The organism is Acaryochloris sp. CCMEE 5410 (genome assembly GCF_000238775.2).
Taxonomy (GTDB): domain Bacteria; phylum Cyanobacteriota; class Cyanobacteriia; order Thermosynechococcales; family Thermosynechococcaceae; genus Acaryochloris.
The window spans coordinates 32,999-54,895 of sequence record NZ_AFEJ02000004.1 but is presented as its reverse complement, the minus strand read 5'-3'; the positions used below and the strand labels follow the sequence as shown (position 1 = coordinate 54,895).

At 43.8% G+C, this 21,897-nt stretch carries 19 protein-coding genes; 10 read left to right on the top strand and 9 right to left on the bottom strand.

The annotated features are described in order from the left end of the window. Window positions 1-149 precede the first annotated feature (149 nt). Window positions 150-1,049, top strand: a complete 900-nt coding sequence (locus ON05_RS32480; protein ID WP_010476091.1) for a DUF4351 domain-containing protein — start codon at window positions 150-152, stop codon at window positions 1,047-1,049. Between the two features lie 252 nt (window positions 1,050-1,301). On the opposite strand, the gene ON05_RS32475 is transcribed toward ON05_RS32480, so the two are convergent. Continuing rightward, window positions 1,302-2,348, bottom strand: coding sequence for a tyrosine-type recombinase/integrase (locus ON05_RS32475; protein WP_010476090.1), 1,047 nt, complete (start codon window positions 2,346-2,348; stop codon window positions 1,302-1,304). Between the two features lie 187 nt (window positions 2,349-2,535). On the opposite strand from ON05_RS32475, the gene ON05_RS32470 reads away from it, so the two are divergent. Next, window positions 2,536-2,847: a hypothetical protein gene (locus ON05_RS32470; protein ID WP_010476089.1), complete on the top strand. Its 312-nt coding sequence runs from the start codon at window positions 2,536-2,538 to the stop codon at window positions 2,845-2,847. 226 nt (window positions 2,848-3,073) lie between these two features. Here ON05_RS32470 and ON05_RS32465 read toward each other — a convergent pair whose 3' ends face one another. The 4 genes from ON05_RS32465 to ON05_RS32450 form a co-directional block, all read right to left on the bottom strand. Continuing rightward, entirely contained in the window at window positions 3,074-3,391 is a 318-nt protein-coding gene (locus ON05_RS32465; protein ID WP_010476088.1) for a hypothetical protein, read from the bottom strand. Further along, window positions 3,381-5,366, bottom strand: coding sequence for a prolyl oligopeptidase family serine peptidase (locus ON05_RS32460; protein ID WP_010476087.1), 1,986 nt, complete (start codon window positions 5,364-5,366; stop codon window positions 3,381-3,383). Before ON05_RS32460 ends, ON05_RS32465 begins: the two co-directional genes overlap by 11 nt. A gap of 283 nt (window positions 5,367-5,649) precedes the next feature. After that, window positions 5,650-6,306, bottom strand: a complete 657-nt coding sequence (locus ON05_RS32455; protein WP_010476086.1) for a hypothetical protein — start codon at window positions 6,304-6,306, stop codon at window positions 5,650-5,652. 91 nt (window positions 6,307-6,397) lie between these two features. Continuing rightward, entirely contained in the window at window positions 6,398-7,735 is a 1,338-nt protein-coding gene (locus ON05_RS32450; protein ID WP_010476084.1) for a cytochrome P450, read from the bottom strand. A 75-nt stretch (window positions 7,736-7,810) separates the two neighbouring features. Here ON05_RS32450 and ON05_RS32445 point away from each other — a divergent pair, with 75 nt between their 5' ends. The 6 genes from ON05_RS32445 to ON05_RS32420 all read left to right on the top strand — a co-directional run bounded on the left by ON05_RS32445 (window position 7,811) and on the right by ON05_RS32420 (window position 14,638). Next, window positions 7,811-10,339: a filamentous hemagglutinin N-terminal domain-containing protein gene (locus ON05_RS32445; RefSeq protein ID WP_139025908.1), complete on the top strand. Its 2,529-nt coding sequence runs from the start codon at window positions 7,811-7,813 to the stop codon at window positions 10,337-10,339. Between the two features lie 19 nt (window positions 10,340-10,358). After that, window positions 10,359-11,435 carry a hypothetical protein gene (locus tag ON05_RS32440; protein ID WP_010476080.1) on the top strand — a complete coding sequence of 359 codons (1,077 nt, stop codon included), beginning with the start codon at window positions 10,359-10,361 and terminating at the stop codon, window positions 11,433-11,435. Window positions 11,436-11,494: 59 nt separating this feature from the next. After that, window positions 11,495-11,875, top strand: coding sequence for a DUF4277 domain-containing protein (locus ON05_RS32435; RefSeq protein WP_262562603.1), 381 nt, complete (start codon window positions 11,495-11,497; stop codon window positions 11,873-11,875). Window positions 11,876-12,027: 152 nt separating this feature from the next. Then, a complete protein-coding gene (locus ON05_RS32430) occupies window positions 12,028-12,765 on the top strand; it encodes a hypothetical protein (protein WP_262562602.1) in 738 nt (245 codons plus the stop codon). Then, window positions 12,762-13,022 (top strand): hypothetical protein, encoded by a 261-nt coding sequence (locus ON05_RS32425; RefSeq protein WP_262562601.1) that lies wholly within the window; start codon window positions 12,762-12,764, stop codon window positions 13,020-13,022. The genes ON05_RS32430 and ON05_RS32425 overlap by 4 nt, the downstream gene beginning before the upstream one ends. Before the next feature lie 206 nt (window positions 13,023-13,228). Continuing rightward, a complete protein-coding gene (locus ON05_RS32420; RefSeq protein WP_010480370.1) occupies window positions 13,229-14,638 on the top strand; it encodes a CHAT domain-containing protein in 1,410 nt (469 codons plus the stop codon). Here the strand turns inward: ON05_RS32420 and ON05_RS32415 are convergent. Genes ON05_RS32415 through ON05_RS32405 form a run of 3 tightly spaced genes read right to left on the bottom strand, consistent with a single transcriptional unit; the run spans window position 14,602 to window position 18,594 of the window. After that, the gene (locus ON05_RS32415; protein ID WP_139026149.1) at window positions 14,602-15,492 is read right to left on the bottom strand and encodes a hypothetical protein; all 891 of its coding nucleotides are present in this window, start codon (window positions 15,490-15,492) and stop codon (window positions 14,602-14,604) included. The genes ON05_RS32420 and ON05_RS32415 overlap by 37 nt on opposite strands. Window positions 15,493-15,517: 25 nt before the next feature. Next, on the bottom strand, window positions 15,518-17,236 hold the full coding sequence (locus ON05_RS32410; protein WP_029315708.1) for a protein kinase domain-containing protein: 1,719 nt from the start codon (window positions 17,234-17,236) through the stop codon (window positions 15,518-15,520). Then, entirely contained in the window at window positions 17,236-18,594 is a 1,359-nt protein-coding gene (locus tag ON05_RS32405; RefSeq protein WP_010480367.1) for an NB-ARC domain-containing protein, read from the bottom strand. The genes ON05_RS32410 and ON05_RS32405 overlap by 1 nt, the downstream gene beginning before the upstream one ends. 241 nt (window positions 18,595-18,835) lie before the next feature. On the opposite strand from ON05_RS32405, the gene ON05_RS32400 reads away from it, so the two are divergent. Continuing rightward, complete coding sequence (locus ON05_RS32400; protein WP_010480366.1) at window positions 18,836-19,522, top strand: DUF3102 domain-containing protein; 687 nt, start codon at window positions 18,836-18,838, stop codon at window positions 19,520-19,522. 146 nt (window positions 19,523-19,668) lie between these two features. After that, entirely contained in the window at window positions 19,669-20,433 is a 765-nt protein-coding gene (locus ON05_RS32395; RefSeq protein ID WP_262562600.1) for a DUF3102 domain-containing protein, read from the top strand. A 61-nt stretch (window positions 20,434-20,494) separates the two neighbouring features. On the opposite strand, the gene ON05_RS32390 is transcribed toward ON05_RS32395, so the two are convergent. Beyond that, complete coding sequence (locus tag ON05_RS32390) at window positions 20,495-21,808, bottom strand: transposase (RefSeq protein WP_010474196.1); 1,314 nt, start codon at window positions 21,806-21,808, stop codon at window positions 20,495-20,497. Window positions 21,809-21,897 lie beyond the last annotated feature (89 nt).

The following is a 21,897-nucleotide window of genomic DNA, read 5'->3' as shown; positions in this document are numbered from 1 at the left end:
TCATCATTCAGATCCTTCATATCAGCCTCAATGAAGTGAAGTCGGTATGAATCACTATATTGATACGGTAGCCTAAGCCTGGGACTCGCCCCATCCAGTAAGATGGCTGAGACGATCTCACACTAGCTTTTATCAAAAGGAATGAGGGCGTGCCCAAAGTTTCAGACATTGGCGGTAAACGATTGTTGGGATTGGCTCCCGATGCTTGGGCACAGTGGGTCACACAACAAGCTGATGTCGTCGCGCTCGAAATTCTGGGGTCCGAATTTCAGTGGGTCAGTCGTGAAAACCATGTCCTCATGAAGGCGGAAAGCCCCATTCACGGAAAGTTTTTGATTCTCACTGAGCTGCAACTCCGATACACGGACAAAATGCCCTTGAGAATGAGAGCCTATGCTGCCCTCGCTCAGGAAAGTTATGGCTTACCTGTCTATCCAGTGTTGGTTAATATTCTGCCGCACTCTACCCAAGTTGTCGTAGAAGATCGCTTTGAATCCAATTTCCTCGGTCTTCAGGCTCGGCAAGATTACTACGTCATAAACTTGTGGGATATCGAAGCAGAACTTGTGTTCGAGCGATCCCTGGATACCTTATTGCCCTTTGTCCCGATTCTCAAGAATGGTGGAAATCAGCAGACTGTCAGGCGGGCCTTGGAGCAGTTGCAACTGAATGAGGAATTGGTTGAGTTAGAATCTCTATTAGGATTCTTTGCTAGCTTTGTTCTGGATACAGAGCTGGTCCGGCAGATTATGAGGTGGGATATGACAGTGTTACGAGAGTCACCTTGGTATCAAGAAATTCGGCAGGAGTCTCTGCAAGAAGGCCGCGAAGAGGGCCGTGAAGAAGGTGAACAGACTGGTGCTCTGCGAGAAGCTCAATCACTTGTCCTCCGCCAACTTAACCGTCGCATTGGTGACATTTCCCCAGAGTTGCGATCGCAACTCCAATCCCTCTCCCTCGAACAGCTCGAAACTTTGGGTGAAGCCTTGCTCGACTTTACAAAACCTGCAGACCTAGTGAACTGGTTGGCACAACATCAATCCAAGTAATAAGAGGCTACATCTCAAAGCAAGCTTGGGTAGGACTTTCAGGCCAGACGATCATTTTCTAAAAGCTCAACATGTTAAAATCAGCGGGAGCAACCCGCTGCCGCTTAACCAACTAATATCATCCAAATCCACTAACAAATACATATCCCAGCGTATCCGAGCCGCGATGGCTGTTGCTTGCTGTCCGCAGGACTTAGGCCGGTCGGATACCATCGCAGGTAACTCTTCGCGACTGAACTGGTTACAGCAGCATTAATCTGACGACTTATCTGAGGTCTGATTCCACGAAATCTTCTCAGCCAACTTCGCTGAAGCCTTCTTCTGAAGCTGCTTGCGATTGTCATCATAGAACTTGAGCGTATTCAGATTGGCATGTCGGGAATACGCCTGTGCCCCCCTTAAGTCCCCACCCGTCATTTCTAGATAAGTCGTTGTGCCACTATGACGTACCTTATGAGGCCCAAAGTTCTCGCTCACCCCAGCCTTCTTTGCTAGAGCTCGGACAATTCGATATACCGACGTCCCCGACAACCTCGACCCCCAATTCGCCCGATCCAACGAGATAAACAACGGCTCCGTGAGGCCATAAACTTCTCGCAGTTCCAGCCACTCTGAAATGGCTCGTACCCCACTTTCCGTCAAATCAATCCACTCTCTTTCGTTCCTTCCTTTCCCCAAAATCGATAACCGTTTCTGCTCCGAGTCAAAATGACGGGCATCACAGCCCACCAGCTCAGACCGTCGCAATCCCGCCTCCCACAACAGCGTCAACATTGCGAAATCCCGAGCCCCAGCCAAAGAAAACCGATTGACGAACACCATCATCAGTCGAAATTGAGAGGCTGTAATTCCCCGAGTATCCCGATAAGGTTTTACTGTTAGGCCATCTACTTCCGCCAAAGTCCAATCACACATTTCCAAACGTCTGGCCATCCGCACCATGGACTTCACTGCGGACAACCGCCGATTGATGGTATTTGCCTGCAACCCTCGCTGCATCATGCATTCCCGATACCGAGCGGCTAATTCCAAAGCTTTCAATCGGCCAATCCCCACAAAGGATTGACTAAGCCTAGATAATTCCCTCTTCACCTGCGCCTTTATCTCACTTTTTCGCTTCGGTCCCTCAACTCCATAGACCATTTCCCCTTGGGTCACGAATAAAAAGAAGTCCACCAGATCCTTGGTATACCCTTCCCGCGTGGAGGGTTTGGTTTTCTCCACCAAGACTGCTCTAAGCAAATCGACATCAACTGCCGACTCATCGATTTCTAAGCGAACTAACCCAGATTCTGCCATTGCGATCTTTGATCTCACCGTAGACCATTTTAGTGTACGTCAATGGCCGTTTCCGTACACTTATGTCAAAATTTCGTTATTTGGACTTTGACTAAAATTTGACTAAAAAGTATCTCAGATAATAAGCATCTCAAATTGTCGCTGTAACCATTACCTTGCCGTTTGAAAGCATAACCTTGCCGATTGAGTGTCATTTACTGGGTACGTTGAAGACTTTCTACGAGATATCAATGCTTTCAGCAATTTCTCAGCAAAACTTTCGGCAAGCTTATGCTTTCAAATCCGACTTTCGGCAACTTTACGCTTTCAGGCTGTTTGCGATCACAAGTATGAATTCAACGAAAGAATAGGGTTTTTAGGTCAGCAGCGGCAAGGTAATGCTTTCAAAAAACGGCAAGGTAATGCTTTCAACGTTAATGGTTTCAACGCCATAGAGTTCTTTTCTGGCTTCACTTTGGCGATTCCGGTGTTCGCTGGTGGTTCTGGGGGACTATTCTAATTCCAGTGTCAGAAGGAATTTATCTTGTTGGGAAGAAGAAGCTAGGACAAAAGCCTAAAGGTGAGGCAGGGGACGAGAGTAAGCCTGAACTGGGTGCCAAAGAAAAAGCTAAGTCAAATAAAAACGCTTTGCAGTGATTCAATAGAGCATTAACCCAATACCCCGCTGAATCCTTGGAATGGTGATTTGTTGATGTAGTGGAGCTAAGGATTGGGGAGGCGGTGATTTAACTCTCTCCTGGCTCTTCGCTAATCAGAAATTCAAGGCGATCAGCAATTCGATGTAGTAAACGGATCAGTTCCTTTGGTCCCATCAAATCAATGGACATATCTACTGCAGTGGGTTGAGACTTTGCTACTTCTGATATTTCTCCAGTGAATAAATATAGCAGAGAACCCACACCAAAATTTCTGTAAATAGAGTGGAACAACTCTACTGGCTGAGACGTGGTTCCCTGCTCATAACGCTTACTGGATGTGTAATGCTGAAAGGCATTTACCAAAGCATTACGAAAAGCTGGGAAGAGACGGGGTCTAATTGTCACCTGACAATTCAGTATTGATTCTGTCTACCTCAGGGGCTATAGATTCCTCTTTCTCTATTCCCCAAATCTCCACGGCTTCAATCTCCTCAGCAGGCTCAAACCCAAACACCCGACTGTAAAAATAAAACTCAGCGTCCAAAGCCCGCTTGATATTGTCTGCTTTACGAAAACCGTGCTGTTCTCCTTCAAACAACAAATAAGCTACTGGAATGTTCTTTTTTCGTAAGGCACTAACCATTAACTCAGACTGGTTGGGCAACACAATCTTGTCTTCATCGCCCTGTAGAAAAATTACAGGGCAGGAAAGCTGGTCAGTAAAATTGATAGGAGATCGTGCGTTGTAGAGGTCTTTACATTCGGGGTAGGGACCAACCAGGCTATCGATATAGCGTGACTCAAACTTATGAGTATCACGGGCCAAGGCTACCATGTCACTGATGCCATAGTAGCTGGCTCCCGCTTTGAAAACATCATGAAAAGTTAGTGCTCCTAGAGTGGTGTAGCCCCCGGAACTGCCGCCGTCAATAGCCAGATGCTCGGGGTCAGCTTTGCCCTGAGCCACTAGATATTTTGCCCCGTTGATACAATCATCAATATCAACAATGCCCCAGTTCCCCTTAAGTCGCTCACGGTAGGCTCGACCATAACCCGTACTGCCACCATAGTTCACATCCAACACAGCAAATCCACGACTGGTCCAATATTGAATAACTGGATTAAAGTTGGAGGAAGTCGCCGCTGTCGGTCCTCCGTGACTTCTCACTAACAAGGGGGGATGGGTATTCTCAGGAGCAATGTAGTCTCTGTTTCTGGGTGGGTAATAGATGCCATAGGCGGAGAGATTGTGACTAGTCGGAAACGTAATGTTTTCCGGGATGGATAGGTAACCAACCTCAATCTCTAAAAGGCTAGAACGTCTAAGCTCAGTAAGCTGTCCTGTTAACAAATTCAGATGGACAAGTACACTTGGCTGGCTAGGAGTGCTCCCTAAGAACACAACAAAATCAGCCCCGACCTTGAGGCCACTCATACTGGAATAAGGTGTTTCAATCTCAGTGAGAGTGAGATGAGTCGTATCCAATTGGGCCAAATGTTGGACACCATCGAGTTTGTAGGTACACACTAAGCTATTGGCAGAGGCAAATCCGTAGGTTGACATGCCAAATGCCCACTGAGGTTCGCCAAATTCAGCCTCCAGGGGGTAGAGAGGTTTAACCGTTTGATTTTGCCAGCGATAGAGATTCCACCAGCCAGTGGAATCTCCGATAAAGTATAAAACTCCCTCAGGTGACCACTGGGGCTGAAAGATTGATTCGCTCAGGCCACCAGCAACCTTTTGAGGCTTGGCTAGTGTTCCATCATCCGCAATCTCGGCAACCCAGAGTTCGGTCCCATCCCAGGGCAGATTAGGATGATTCCAACTCAGCCAGGCCAGTTGAGTTCCTTTGGGGTTAAGGCGAGGGGTTGAATAAAAATCACACCCCGAGGCCAACACGGTTTGAGTCTGGTCGTCCAGTGATATTGCAACAATTGTGTTGATGACCGCTTGGTCGTTTTGGGTATGATCTTCGCGTACACAGATCAGTTGCCGCCGGAGGCGATCAACTATACCATCGGCATACCGTAATGGTTTCTCGGGGGTAAGCGGTTCTGGAGATGTGCACAACGACTGTTGATAAAGTCTCTGGTCTAGAAAATTGGCAAAAAATAAATCGCCTTGATCAACCCAGTAAGCCCCACCACCATACTCATGAACACGGGTACGGACATTAAATGAGGTGGGTGTAACATCAGTTATTTCACCATCAGCTGTGCGGCGCACAATTAAGCTCCGACCATTCTCGGTGGGTCGAAACTCACACCAATAAATATCACTGCCGTCGAGCTGTATACCCCCAAGCCGAATGGAGTTAGACACAATCAACTCAGAGGTAATTGGCGATTTCCAAGAGCCGTAGAGTGCTGTTTCAGTCATGGATCTCCTCATTGTGTTCCTTATATTATTGACGCATCCAAGTCTGAGATCGCAAACGCAATTACTACCGCAATCGTAAGGAGGACAATGCAAAGCGCCGGGGAGACTATACAGAATCAGATGACGGATGTTTACAGTATGCTATGGCATCTAGGAAGATCCTCGTTTTTCTGGTGAATCAAGTGACTGCTAGTATGTCTACATCTAAAAGTTTCACAGATAATATGCGGAAATTGCTTGAAAAAAAGAGTAGGAAAATGTCAAAAGATGAAAGCTAAAATATCTAACTCAGTAAGCTAAGCGTGACAAGGGAATCCTCAAGACTCCCCCAAACCCTACTCACTCTCTCCCTCTCCAACCACACTCCAACCATCTCCTCAATCCGCTCCATCGTCTCTGTCGGCCTCAGCTCAAGCACCTGCAAAATCTCAAAATTCTCCTCAATTTCAAAAGCGCACTCCAAGCAAAACTCAGCCGAAGCAAACACCTCCCTCACGAAAGGCTTCCCTGTCCCCTTCACAGTAATCAAGTATTGCCCTTGCCCTGTGCCATTTTTGGCAACAGCCAGATACTCCAGCTCCCCTCGCGTCCTGGCTTGCTCCACCAAGTTCTTCTGTCGCAGCTCCAGATTCCTAAATCGCCTCTCCAGGTCTGCCGAAATTCTGGGGGTTCTCGGCTGACTAGTCTGGGGGATTTCAGATGATCGTGTCTTGGGAGTGTACTCAGGTTTGATTGTCCGGGGAGATCGCCTAGAACTCCGACGTATTCCTCCAAGCTCCCCATGCTCTGGTTCTCGCTTGGGTGGTCGGGTTCCCTGCGGTGCTTTCTTGGGGAATGCTGTCTTGTCGAGAAGCTTGGGAGCGGAAGGGACGGACTTGGGTTGGTCTGGGGTGGTCTGGGGGCTGGGCTTGGGGTTGAGGCTGATGATTGGGGAAGTCATGTGGGAAATAGCTCAAAATCGACTTATGTGTACACCGTAGATAAAGCCACTCTTAAAAAATTAAAGATATAGGGATGGCTAAGCGTAGAGCCTAGTGCAGGGTACAAGTTCGAAAGAAAAATTTATTAGCAATTCTTTTACCTTTGCAGATTGAGTCAAAGTAAACATTTGGGAAAATATCGAAACTATAATTCGTTATCAGTGTTGCAAGTATAATTTTCATTTCAACATTTGCTAATTCATTTCCTAGGCAAAAATGTTTACCACCTCCAAATCCAATCAAAGAATATGGATAACGATTATGCTCTTCTCTAGGTGGTAAGAAACGCTCAGGATCGAAGTCATGAGGATTAGTGTATATACTCGACATTCGATGTGTGATTAATGGAGATAAGTGAATTAACCAGTCAGATGTAAAGGTAAAACCCGAGAACTCAAAATCGCTGATGATGCCACGAGGGATAAAATATAGCGGTGGATATAATCTCTCAACTTCTTTCAGTACTGCATCCATGAGCTTTAGCCTAGGTAGATGATCAACTGTTAAACCAGAGTCACCTACAACTTCATAATATTCATTTCTGAGCTTAGATTGCCAATCAATATGTCTTGACAACATTATGATTGTCCAGCACAACAGCTTCGCTGTGGTTTCATGGCCTCCTAGTACTAGTTGAAAAATTTGAGAGATTATTTCATTATTTGACAATGAATTTCCAGATTCATCTGTAGAATGTACAAGAAAGTCTATTACACTTGAATCATCGTGAGAGAGAGTTTTACCTTGTGTATCTTTAACTATAATTTCCAATTCATCAAATAAATCTCTACGCGCTTTTAAAGCTTTACCATACGTTATAAATGGGATATCTAATCGAATATATGCAAGCATCCCATCTATAAGATAATGGAATAATTGACTAGTCTTATCGATATCTATCTTATGATTAGACGTTAGCAGTATATTTATGATAATCTTCAATGTGAGAGCACGAGATACTGAAATAAGTTTTTTATCTGTATCTAGACAATATTCTTTCAAAAAGTCCTCTACAATAGATTTAATTTTAGTGAAATATTGCGATATAGCACACTTGCTGAAAGCTGGAAATATTAGTTTTCTAGAATGTTGATGTTCAAGACCATCTTGCAATAACAACCCTTTACCTATCAATGGCTCTAATCCTTGCCAGCCCGAATATGAAGAGAATTTGTATGCTTGATCTTTTAGTACAGCTCTATTAATTTCTGGGCCAGCTATTATAACTGTTTTCTTCCCTAAGAAACTTGTCTTATATATAGCACCATATTTTTGATAACGTTTCCAATAAAATAATTGCTCATTTGTGACTAAGCTAAACAATTCACCAGCAATTGGATAGCCATAGCTTCCCGGAATATTATTTTTTGGATGGGAGTTTGTAGTCATTTTTATGTAGTAACAAGTAACTTCGCATGACCATAGACTAAAATTTTCGGTATTACAAAAATTAAATTTAGATTTATGCAGAGTTATTTCTATAAAAAGACAATAGTAAATATCGTATGTATTAAGTTTTTTTTATTAATATATACTCTATTCATTGAACTCGCTTTTGCTAGCGCTCAGATAATACCAGATACAAGCTTGGGGAATGAGCGATCTGTAGTAATTCCAAATCAAATTATCAACAGTACTCCAAGTGATTTAATCCAAGGTGGAGCAAATCGTGGATCATCTCAGTTTCATAGTTTTCAAGAGTTTAGTATAGAGACAGGTCGAGGGGCATATTTTACTAATCCAACTGGTATAGATGCCATCCTGGCCCGAGTAACAGGCAGCAGTCGTTCAAATTTATTTGAAAAGCTAGGAGTCTTAGGTAAAGCTGACTTATTTCTACTGAACCCAAATGGAATCGTCTTTGGGCCAGATGCTACCTTGGATCTAAATGGTTCATTTCTAGCAACAACTGCTGATTATTTTAAGTTACAAGACGGGACAATTTTTAGCGGGAGTTCAGCAAAGCCACTCTTAAGCGTTAAAGATCCTCAGATCATTGGGTTAGGTTTTAATGGAAGTACTAGTTCGATAGAAGTACAAGGGCCAGGTCACAACTTCTTTTCAACTGGTACTCCATTTCTACCTCCTTCAACAAGTGGAGCATTACCAACAGGATTACAAGTTAAACCCACAAAAACTTTATCTTTAATCGGTGGGAACGTAAATTTTGAAGGAGGAGTGTTAACTAGTCCTTCAGGTCAAATTGAAATCGGTAGTATTATTTCTGGTGAACTCAAGCTCGATAGTGGTTTGCCTTTAGAAGTGTCATTTTCAGAATTAAAGAATGTAAAACAAGGAAACATTAGACTTGCAAAACTATCATTACTAAATGCAAGTGGATTGGGTAATAGTAAAATTAATGTATTTGGCGAAAATGTTACTATCACTGATTCCTCACTTGCTTTAATTGACAATTATGGTGCTAATTCTGGAGGGAATATAAGTGTTTCGGCAGAAGATACTGTTTCTCTAGTAGGTGACACCCAATTCACCCCTCAGTTCCCAGGCTTTTTTCGATCTTTGAGAGGTTTGCTTACTCAAGCTTTTTCTACAGGGAAAGGAGCTGATATAAAGATTTCATCAAAAAAATTACTCGTTGATTTTAAGTCAACCGTTTTTACTCGCTCTTTTAGCTCTGCCACCGCTGGTAATATCAAAATCAACTCGGAAAAATCAGTAGAAGTTACAGGTGAATCTTCCTTTGATCCTCTATTCCCCATTGGAAGTATTGTTGGGACAACTGCATCTGCAAATGGTCGTGCTGGAGACATCTTGTTGAGTACCCAGAATCTTGCTGTCAAAGATGGTGGTCAACTCAGCAACACAGGATATGTCAATGCTGATGGTGGGGATACGATTATAGAGGCTGAGAATATATCTGTAACTGGTTTTAACCCAGTTGGTATTATTGCAAGTGCAATTACATCTCAATCTAATGGAAATGGAGACGGTGGCAGCGTCGTTATAAGCACTCGCACTTTAACAGTGGATAATGGTGGACGTATAACTGCATCAACTTTCGCTAACGGATCAGCCGGGAATGTGACGATCCAAGCCTCGGATTTCGTCAAAGTAAGTGGTAGAATCCCTGGTTCTATTAATCCAAGCCTAATTGATTCTTCTGCCAATCTTCTTGATCCAGTTACTCGGATTGGTCTTGGTTTACCTCCAACTCCCACTGGTGAATCTGGAAGTGTGTTTATAAAAACAAGAAATTTGGAAGTCTCTGACGGAGCAGATATTACTGTCAAGAATGATGGGCCAGGTAACGCAGGGCAACTTAAGATTGTTGCTAAGAATATCACGGTCACCAATAGTGGGAGAATTTCGGGCATCACAAATGGTGGTAATGGTGGCAATGTCGTTCTCTTTGCCGATATTTTGCTCCTTGAAAACGGTTCGATATCTGCGTCAGCGATAAAACAGGGTAAGGGTGGAAATATAACTGCTATTGCTGATTTCGTGGTTGCCCTAGGAAATAGCAGTATTACTGCTGAGGCTGAAGATGCTCAAGGTGGCAATATTTTGATTAATGCCCTAGCGGTCTACTTTGGTCCTGATGTTTTAGTCAGTGTCTCTTCGGATGCGGGTTTACAGTCTAATGGCAACGTGGATATCATTGTTGAGGAAATAGATTCAGAAGAAACAACTGCCCCTGCCCCCGATATTACTTCCACACCTAAGATCGCTTCGGTTTGTAATCCTTCAGGTAAAATCAGCGAATTTGTGGTTCTAGGCACTGGTGGACTTCCAGAGGACACTCACTCTCAATCATCTAAGATTTGGAAATGGGAGGTCGGATCATCTGATTTCGCGAAAATCCCCTCCAAAGTGAAATCATCCACCCCCCTTGTTGTTGAGGCTACAGGGTGGCAAAAGCTGGAGGATGGAAACTATAGATTGATTGTTAAACCAAGTAAAGCCTCAAACTCAGTTGCGGCTAATCCAATAAGCTGCGATCAACCCTCCCAGAATATCCAACCTCAAGCCTAATGCTTTATATAGAAAAACAATGAAGTTTGGTTTACATCAAGGAATACAATTTCTGCTTTTCCTCTTGTTAGGTCAAAGCCTGATACTACCAGCAATCGCATCAGAGAGATCTGTCAAACAAGCCAACACACTAAACCAACAAGGATTACAACTCCTAGAATCTGGAAATCCTGGAAAAGCATTACAAGTACTTCAACAAGCTCAGGCTATCTATGAGGGGTCAAACTATACCACTGGTATTTACGGCACCCTTATCAATCAAAGCCTCGCTTACAAGCAAATGGGGCAGTACTACTCTGCTTGTAATAATTTGACCCAAGTACTCAGTCTCAATAAAGAAATTTGCCGCAGGTTAAGCCAAACCAATCAAGAAGAGCTAAAGGTAGCCTTAGAGAAGTCACTTGATATTGATCAGAGTCAAAAAGCTATAGCTTTCCACAATCTGGGTAATATTTTGCGGTTATTGGGTCAGTTAGAAGCATCTGAAATAGTTCTCAAGCAAGGATTACATTATGCAGATTTACTGAATAATGAAGATCGCTATACCATCACATTAGAGCTTGCCAATACTTATCAATCTTTATATAAGCAAGCCTATAATCAATTTTCTATTTCTAGCAATTCGGTTAGTCAAGCCAATACCTTAAATAAGGCACAACAATATGCTGAAGCTGCCATAGCTAATTACCAATCTGTTGCAGAGAGTTCATCCGAGGATCGGATTCATGCTCAACTCAATACCCTGCAACTCCTTCTACATTTAGGGCAAAGTAACTCACCAGTACTTATCGACACATACAACCAACCACAAAACCTCATTAGCCCCTACATTAAGGATTTAATTTCCGCTGACTTTAGCCAATTTTCAACAAATGAGGCAATTAATCTCAAGCTCAAATTAAGTTATCTGTTACCAGACTTTGACTCACTTGCGATACCCAACAGCAACAATAATCTTAGTCTTGCCTATAGCTTGGCTAAAACGGCATTACGTCAGGCCGAATCATTTGGAGATAGAAGGCTCTTGTCACGAGCATATGGGGTTTTTGGAAAACTCTATTTACAATCAGATCAATTAGACTTGACGTTCGCGTAATCGGATCGCATAAAGATATTCAGCGTATGCTCGTCTAGCAATCAAGCTAGGACAGTGGCATGGCAGATCAACTTACTGTTACGACTGAGCGTATTGATGATGTAGTGCTCCTGCTGCACATGATGATGCAAATGGGCTTACCAGAAGTGCTCAACAAACATCTTCCCCGCCACTGGAAACAGGAAGGCTTAGATTGGGGGTGGGTGATTGTGATCTGGCTTTCCTACATCCTTTCCGAAGGCGACCACCGCAAAGTAGTCGTTCGAGACTGGGTCAAGCAACGCAGCACCATGATTGCCCAAGTCTGTGGTCTGACATTACGGGAGACAGACTTTACCGATGACCGCCTGGGCATCGTATTGAGTAAGTTGAGTCAGCCAGAGTACTGGCAACAAATTGAGGGGACCTTAATAGTCAAACCCTCCGTATTTATAAGTTAGACCGTTATCGTGTTCGTCTTGATGCGACCACAGTTTCTGGTGTCCATCTGGTTCATGAGGACGGACTATTCCAGTTTGGTCATAGCAAAGATGATCCGAGCCTTCCTCATCTCAAAGCCATGCTAGCCAGCCTAGACCCATTGGGTATGCCATTGGCGACTCACATTGTTTCGGGGGAGCAAGCTGATGACGGACTGTACCTACCGATTTTCGAGCAAGTCCGCCAAAGCTTTACTCGGCTAGGGTTACTGTGGGTAGGTGATTGTAAGATGGGTGCCCAAGCCACACGGGCCCGAATTCATCAGCAACAACATTATTACCTGACGCCCTTAGCGAGGGTGGGTTCAGTACCTGAGTTGCTGGAACAAGGACTCATTGATGCAGTTGCCAACGAGTCTCCTCTATTGAGAGTTCATCGTCTTGATGAGAAAGGACACCCCCAGGAAATTGCCACGGGATATGAGTTATCCAGAAAGCAGGAGCATCATCAAGCGGATGGCAACACAGTAGAGTGGACCGAACGAGTATTTTTAGTCCATTCTCCTGCTCATGCCCAACAGCAACAGCGGGGTCTGGAGCAGCGACTTAAACGAGCAACCCAAAAGTTAAACGCACTGACACCTGCCGTTGGACGCGGTAAGCGACAAGTTCGCAGCCTCTCAGAGCTTCAACAGAAGGCTAACGCCATCCTTAAAGCCCATCGCGTTGAGGGATTGATTGAATATAGCTATGAGTATCACCCAGCGGTAAAGCAACAGAAAGAGCGCTACCAAATCACCAAAGTTACACTCATAGAAGCCGCAGTTGAGACAACACAACAACGCTTTGGCTGGCGGGTTTACGTCACGAATGCTCCCTTGAAGAGTTGTCATTTGAGGAAGCTGTCTTGACTGTTCGGAACGCTTGGATTCAAGAAGGTGGGTTCTCTCGCTTAAAAGGTAAGCCCCTCGGGGCATCTCCACTCTTCGTGCAAAGGGATGACCAAGCCAAAGGATTGATGCATTTACTGAGTCTGGGATTGCGGATCTTGACGTTAATTGAGTTCGTTGTTCAACGTCGATTAAAGCAACAGAACGAAAATTGTTTGGACTCTTCCCTGGAAATCCAAAACGCGCCACTACCCGACCCACTACAGAAAGAATTCTAAGGGCGTTTAAGGACATATCTCTGACCATTCTTGGCGTAAAAGACGAAGAATATGGACATGTCTCTCCGTTAACTTCACTGCAACAAAGAATTGTAGAACTTCTAGGCTTGCCCCCTGATATCTACTCCAGTCTTGAGTCAAGTGCTGATGAGGCTTAAATTACAAGAGGATGAGGCAAGACATTTATTCAGACTTGGATAACGCGAATGCCAAGATTAGATGATGCGAATAAAGTGTTTGCCAAAGCACTCGAATTAGCCCAAGTTATCCAAGACGACCATCTTGCTTACCAATGGTCATGGCAAATTGCTCAAATACACCAACAACGGGGTGAGGAAACAAACGCGATCACAGCATACGATACCACCATTAAGCACTTGGATCAGGTACGGACCAAACTTATTTCAGCCAATTCAGATCTCCGATTCAACTACAAAGAGAGCGTTGAACCTGTTTACAAAAACTATATGGGGCTTCTCCTATCCTCTGACACTCCAGATCTTGAGCTAATCCTGGAGACGAAACAACAACTGCAAGTGGCAGAGCTGGAAAATTATCTCAAATGCAGCAAGCTAACTGCCATTCAGACAAACAATCAACAGAATTCTCGCTATGATGCCACAATCCACATTTTTGAACTCAATGGGCACGTCGAAGTTATTGCCCAAACCCAGAATGGGATATTTAGACACAAGCCGAATTCCTCGCTAGTTCAACAAAAACTCTTTAATTTGCTAGAAAACCTAGATACCGAGGTGTTAGGACAAATATCAACAGAGACTATCCAGCAGAATACACAAGCCCTCTACCGCCAGCTCTTTGCTCCATTTAAGGAGCACATACCTGATTCTGGCGACTTGCTATTCGTTTTGGACAGCACCTTTCAAAATCTGCCCATCAATATGCTGCACGATGGTCAACAATATTTGATCGAAAACTATAGCGTGACTAATGCCCTCAATGCCCAACTACAACCTGTCCAACCTCAGAATCTTGAGAAGCTGAATGTCCTGTTTGCTGGGCTGTCAGAAACTTCTCCCAGCTTCAGTAGTCCATATGTTCCTGGTGGCTTAGAAGCGTTACCAGAAGTTAAAGACGAGCTGAATGGTGTTACAAAATTCTCCAATCAAATCACCTATTTACTCAATAGCGAATTTACGACTGATCGATTCCAGTCCAAACTACAAAATGATATTCCAATCATCCATGTCGCTAGCCACGGACAATTTAGTTCTGACCCTGAAAGGACAATGATTTTAGCCTTTGACGGGCCGATCAATGCGAATGAGTTTCATAGTCTGATCAGCCAAAAAAGTGAATTAGGGCAAGCCTCTCTTGAGCTGTTAATCCTCAGTGCCTGTCAAACAGCCAAGGGAGATAGAAGGTCAGCGTTAGGCATCGCAGGCTTGACAATTCAGGCTGGCTCACGCAATACCCTGGCGTCCTTGTGGTTAGCTGACTCATCTGCAACTGCTGACTTAATCACCCTGTTTTACCAAGGACTGAGAGATGGCTTATCAAAACCAAAAGCCTTGCAACAAGCCCAAATCCAGCTCATGAACTCTCAATACTCTCACCCTTATTTCTGGAGTAATTTTATTTTGGTTGGCAGTTGAAGCTCCTTAAGAATTGGATCAGCCAATTCGGGTTGTCCTGACTGGATATAGCGATCCACTAGTAACCGATCAAGTTGAGGGTTGCTCTGCCCGCTCTCTCGAAGGCTTTCCAGCACACCAATGGAGTTGTGCAACAACTTTTGAGACATATAAATCGCATCAAGCTCTATTGCTTCTTCGATTGAAGATAGTGGGAGTTGGCGGGCGAGAGCAACTGCCTCGTTGACTAATTCCATCTTCTTCTTGGGCAAAAGAATTATTTTGCTTGTGTCTGAACTGATAATTTTTTTATCTTTATAGGCGAAAATAGTGAACTTATAGAGGTTACCAGGCTCCATATCCGGCCATATCTGTGGATAGCTTAAACTATTGTCAGAATTAACGATTAGCTCCCATTCCCCGTTAAAAGCCTCCACAGATATGGAGTAATGCGTCGCTCCCTGGATAGGGTTCCAAACTAAGCGAGGACGTGAATGCAATCCCATAACCCCAAACGGACGGATTAGACTGGGTTGCCCCTTCTCGATGATAGACCCACGGCCTTTTAAGTATTTAAATCGCTCACGAGTCTGCTCTTCCTTCGGATCTGGGGAACAATGACTTGCAACTTTATCCTTACCTCCCCGCAGAATTTTTGGATGATTGTGGCAAACAACAATAGGTTGCTGGTTTGGTGCTGGCTGCAGCCGATCTTGGGCACAAAGTAAGCGACCCTTTTTATGAAGCTGGTCGCCAGGTGACAACATTCGAGCTACCGTTGATTGACAGCGAACCGCTTGCAAGTGCCCTCTAGCTCTGACTACTCCCGGCATCCCCAGTAGAAAAGTTGTGCATATCAATACAAGCTTATTCATTATTTTCATGTTATTAGTTTCTAGGTTAAGGCTTATCTAATCGATCAATGAATTCCTGTTTCCATGTCCATACTTCCGGTACTACAGAATTTAGGAATAGGCATGATTCCCATTCCGACCTGGCGGTATAGTTTTGTTTGTTTTTCGTTTTAGCTAAAAGACAGTGAGCGCTCGCTTCGTCGGGCTGTAGTTCAATGCTTTTTTTGAGATTGATCGAAGCCTTCTCATATTGTTCCAGTTCAAACTGCGCCCACCCCAAGTTCTTGTATAAGGAAGCGTTAATCTGCGGATCTTCTGATTGACCCAGTACCTTTGCGGTGTCTTGAGCTGCTTTCTGATAGTTCTTCTCTAAGATGTCTAATCTCGCCAGATTATTGATTGGGGCAATAAAATTTCCTTGGCCCACCTCGATTGATTTCTCATAATACTGTCTCGCTTCCTTATAATCTTGAGCATCGTCATAAATCGAACCTATGTTGTATAGCGTCACTTCATGAGGTTTTAGCTCTAGTGCTTTGTCAAAGTTTTCAAGGGCACAGGGATACTTCCATAAGCGCTTGCAGACGAGTGCTAAGTTGTTGTAGGCTGCTTGGTCACCCGGATCAAACCAGATTGCACGTTCGTAGTTTTCCTTGGCAGACTCCAGTTTCCCTTCTCCTTCATTCTCGCCCGCAAGCCTGAAAAAATACCGTGAGGCACCGACTCTTCCGCCCTGGAAGAGTCCAAAAAGTACTAAGGCGATGAGTACTACTGCAACTATCTGATAAGGCTTTGAATGGAAGCGACGATACCTTTTGATTCTCCTGGGAAGGTGGTCGAGTTGATCTAAAATATCTTCTGTTGTTTTTGGTCGCTTCTTGGGCGAAAGGGCCATCAACTTATCAATAAAATCAGCCAAGGGTGGGTCAATATGGGGTGCTTTCTCTCGCCAAAGCAGTTTCTTGTTATCTCCATCTAAACGGATATCGAATAGATCCAGTCCCGTAACCAAGCAAACGAATGTGCGGCCTGCTGCATAAAAGTCAGACTGGGGAATTGCACGGCCATTGATCTGTTCTGGAGGAGAAAACAGAGGGGTACGAACGATTGTGATTTCATGCTCACGCTCTAAGCCCGTTGCATCGCCTGTGCCTGAAATTTTAGCCAGAAAACTCTCTGTAACTTCTCGAACACCACCAAAATCGATCAGAGCAAGTGTGCCATCATCTTTAAGAAGGATATTCGATGGCTTAATGTCTCGATGAAAAAAGCCAGCATCATGAACCTTATGCAAAAGTTGGAAAAACTGCTTTAGCCAATCTAATGCTTTTTCTTGAGAGATCCGACCATTCTCCTCAATCCACTTATCCAGGTCTTGCCCATCTAGCTTCGTCATTAAGATGCAATACAGAGGAAAACCTGAATTATTCGGTATAAACTTAAAAAAATCACCTAAGTCTGCTTTAGGAATACCAGGATCATTAAGCATCTGGAGCGCTCTAATTTCCCGCTCCAACATCTCAACTCTTTTAGCATCAACGGTTCTTAAGGTTTTGAGAACTCTTCGACCCGGAGGAATCGCATACGACCCTTTTAGATCTTCTACCTCAAAGACCTCTGATGGTATTAAAGGTACAAACTCTCTCAAGGGACGAATCAACCGAATCCGATCATTAATCAGCAACGGCGTTCCGCAAGATTGACAAACTTCTGCCTCGTCTGGGTTCCGTCTTTGAGAACACCAAGGACTAATACAAAAACTCATTATGCAGGCTGAGATAGAGAGGCAAAGGCATTGAGATTTCTCCGCATTAGCACCTTACGAGTAGCTGGGGGAAGAATAAAAGTTGCTTCCCCAGTGTCCGGGTTATTATTAGACTCAATCAATGACATGCCTTCCCAAGACTCTAAAATCTCAATCAATTCTGACATTGAAGCATTCTCTCTACCAGAAGATAACTCCGTCATTAATTCACTAAACGCAATCCACTTAGGAGTATCTTGGTCTGACTGAATCAATACATCGAGTACTCTCTGTTCAGTAGGCGTAAGCTTATTCATCCCATATTCCCGAATCACTCGCCTGACATAATCACTGGCAAAAGAGGTTTTGTGAAGCATAAATGACTCCAGCTTCCCTCCGCAAAAACGCTTGATGCGTTCTGAGGCAAGTAGAAGCAGTTGAGGATTACCCCGATAGGACTCAATTAGCCTATAGCAATCAGACTCTCCCTGAATACCCTGATCCTGCAAGATACGAAGAGCATCTTGATCAGCTAAACCTTTCAGTTTGATTGTCGTTGCTGGCCTTTGAATACTAGCTAGCTGCTTTACTGTCGTGACTATATTTCGACTAAGAATCAAGAGAGAACTTTTATATATCTCAACGCAGAATTTATGGACTAACGCTTGGAAATCTTGATCTTCTTCTAGGTCAGTAGAACCACAGTCAATCACCATTAGAGAGCGTGTATCTTGAAGTAGAGTCTCAAAATCATCGTCCTTAAATCGGGACTCTAATAGCTCACTTACCCTCTGTCCATGATGCAAGGATATCCAAATAACACGCTGAAAATCAGGCTGAGGTTTTGAGGTTATGTGCTGCACGTACATAGACGCTAGAGCACTCTTACCAATGCCAGCAGCACCAACCAGAGCGACACAGCGATTTTGAGTTAAGTTGGCTGCTAACTTAAGGAAGTCATCATTTCTACCATAAAAGCGGGGAACATTTGGAGGCAAGTTGCCTAAAATAGTTATGTTGGAGGTTGGGCTAACTTTCGTTTGACAAGACTTAGGCTGGTCTTCCTTGTCTACCGAGATTCTGTCAATAGCCAAAAACATGCCTTCGTTTTCTAGTTTTTCAAAGACAAGACGTAAGTTCTTCTTTTTTACTTCTACACCTAGTTCCTGAGACAGAAATTTCCACAGATCTGGACCTATCCGACTAGCAACATAACCTTGAGTCGTGGACTCCCCAGATGGATGTTCTTGAATAGCTTGCGCTATCGGAATATCTTCCCATGCAGCTTTCAGTGCTATTTCGCCAGTAAAATTCAATCGTTTCCCACGTTTTGCTAGGGATAACTCGCTAATAATTCGCTTCGCTTGCTCAAAATCCATGACTTTCCTAATGAAAACACCGGAAGATAGGTTAAGTGCTTGTGATTTACACTTTATCGATACTATTTTCTAAGATTTGCCTCTAATCTATCACCTCTTACTCAAAAAATATATTTGTAGGCATCAATTATTAGATATTGGGCCAGCAAGTGACAATAATATATATAAAATATCAACTAAATAGACTAAAATTTGACTTACAGGTAAATTTCATAAGATATGACTTTTTGGGAGCTAACCAGTGTCAAACTCACTTTATTGCTCAGAAACCCATAAATTAAATCAATTTAACTATGATCTGCTTGATTCTGATACAAAGGAGTTTGTTGAGCGTCAAACAAGTGCGATTAAGGAAATTTATGCCAGAACTCTGCGGGATGCATGGGAAGCAGGAAGATTATTGCTTGAAGTAAAAGAGAAATTAGAGTATGGACAATTCTGTCGATGGATTGCTTCAGAACTTGGTCTATCAAGGAGTACAGCGTGTAATCAGATGCATCTAGCGCAAAATTTCAGTTGTGCAACCGTTGCACAACTGGCTTTACCAATCACTGCCTGTTATGAACTTGCTAGGGCCTCAACTCCCTCAAGTGCAAGGAATGAAGTGATTGAGAGATCTAAAGCTGGAGAAAAAATCACCAAAGTGAAGACGAGGCAAATAATTGCAAGGCATAAATCTCAAATTAATGAAGAGGCTACCAGGCAGCAATCTCTATCTGAAGCAAATCCATCAAAAGCCACCATTGATGTGGGTTGTACAGATGTTACTGATCGTTATCCAGATAATGTTGTGCATTTCAGGTCTAAAAGCCATAATCAATCTAAACCTAGCAGTGGTACGTTCCATGCTATTTGCCTTTTCACAAGCTTGAATTCTCTCTCTCTGCAAATCATGAAGTTTGCTAAGGATGGACGGAAAAGCTGCTAATTTTAGTTCATTTATACTATTTTATATTGATAATGTAAGGTCCACTACTTGTTATTTTAAAAAGTGCAATTATTTGTACATTTTCAGCACAAATAATTGTCACAACAGCTATGCTTATTTTGTTGCAGCGACAAGCATAGGTGTAAATGTCAGAATCCTTATCCCAAGACAATTTTGACTATACTCAATTTGACAGCAATACGTCTCGTTTTTTGCAGAACGAGGCTGGGAAGATAAAAGGACTCCTGACCCAAACTATTGAAACAATTGTAGAAATTGGTACGAGTCTACTTGAAGTGAAAAAGTCCCTTCAGTATGGACAATATCGCCAATGGCTACATGCTGAATTTGAAATGAGCATTCGTACAGCAGATAATTTTACGAGGGTTGCTCAGTGTTTTAATGACGCGAACTTTACTGAGCTTGATATCGCAAAATCAGCACTTTACCTATTAGCTGCGCCATCTGTTCCTGTTGAAGCGAGAGAGGAAGCTCTTAATATCGCAAAAGATGAACGGGTCTCTAAAAGAAGGGCGACTGAAATCATTGAGTCACATAAGGATTCATCGACAGAAGAATCTTTACCAACACCACCACCGCAAAAGATTAAAACAGGTAAGAGGCACAGAAGAAAGGAGACCAAGAAAAAGTCGAAAGGTACAACCTCTCGTTCAGCGTCAAGAAAAGATCTTCAAGTTGCCAAAGGGGAAACTTGGAGTTTGGGGAGGTATCATCGCCTTTTTTGTGGAGATGCTAATTCTCAAAAATTTCAAAGGTTGATACCCAAAGACATATCATTAGTTATTTATTTCCCTGATGATATCAATGGATGGCCTACAAATATCCCACTGGAGTCTGGCAAATTTCATCAAAGTTCAGCCTCCTTTCATTACCGCCAGAACAGGCGGTAACCTACTCTGAAGTGTGTGCCTCAGAGCAGTAACTCGAATTCAGCTAATGTTTCTCAAGCCATTAGGCTGCAATCCGAGTTGGTAGAATGAAGCGCTTCACGACTCCTTGCGTATTGCCATCCGTGATGGCCTGCTCACAAGCAGCCATTAAGACCGCTTGAGCCTGTTGCTGTCGGTGATGTTCAATCACTTGGGCAATTGAAATGAATGGATCATCCCTCTGTTGAGAACAGCGCAGTTGAGCATACAAAAAATGCAACGCTAAATGCACCAAAGAGTACCACTTGTGAATCGCTTCATAGTGTTGGACGCGAAACTCCCCCAATCCCAAACATTGCTTGAGATACCAATAATCTGTTTCAATGGACCAGCGCTTTGAGTAGCGTTTCAGTATTTTGGCCGCAGACAATGAGGTGTCTGTGCACAGGTAATACTTCGGGTGAGAATCCCGAGGGTGCCGCTTGGAGATGACCACACAGACGTCAAAAGGCACCTCATTTAATCGGCCCGTAATCGAGCGCGTTAGGTAGGTGTGCTTTGAGCCTGTCACTGTTTTTAACTCAACTGAGTCGTAGTGTTTGTGCTTGAGGTCTTTGTTCCATTGACTCAGACGCTTGCCATCAAGAATGCGATTGGATTTGATAGCGCCCAAACAAAACCATCGCTTGCCTTGCCGCCGAACAAACTTGAGTAGTTTGGCGGAGGCATACCAGCTATCGAATAAAACGTACACCCGCCATTCTTTGGGTAATAGAGGCTGGAGCTGCTGAAGCATCTCCCGGACCAGTTGATACTTGGTTTGGAAGCGCAATCGCTCCTCCTTGGCACGTCCCCGGTTCAAGTTGCGAACCGTTTTTGCCCGTAAATAGAGCCGATAGGCGAAGGGAACACTGTGGTTGCCAATTTGAACCCGACAACTCACATGCACCATCCCTTTCTTGTACTTGGGAGTATTGCGACCACTGGCATTGTGGTCATGCTGCCAATCCACCCCTTCCAAGGCATGGGTATCCTTATCTTTGCTACTGGTCGAGTCATCAATACTCACATACACCACAGGAGAACTTCCTCCTCGCTGCACGCGCTCTATGACATCGGCCAGGTTGATTTCCCCAAGGCGTTTGTCGAGAGATTGCTCAGACCAGGTACTCACTCGTAAAAAGTCAGCCACTGCACTGGCATCTGGAGCATCAACCCACTGAGCATACAAGTGGCTAAGGGTTTTGCGGCCATTGCCCACAATCAATCCTTCAACAATACGCAGCACATGCTGCTGTTGAGGTTTAGATAACGGGATGCTCAAGTGTGAGAGGTACTGTTTTAGAGCCTGGTCTGGATGGATGATGCTTTTTAGAATGACTACACCTTTGGGCAAACACGATGGTTAATGGCCTGAATTTACTACGGTGTGGTCTTTGATGGCCAATCAAGCAGTTTTGCCAGACTCCAGTATCCCAGACAATG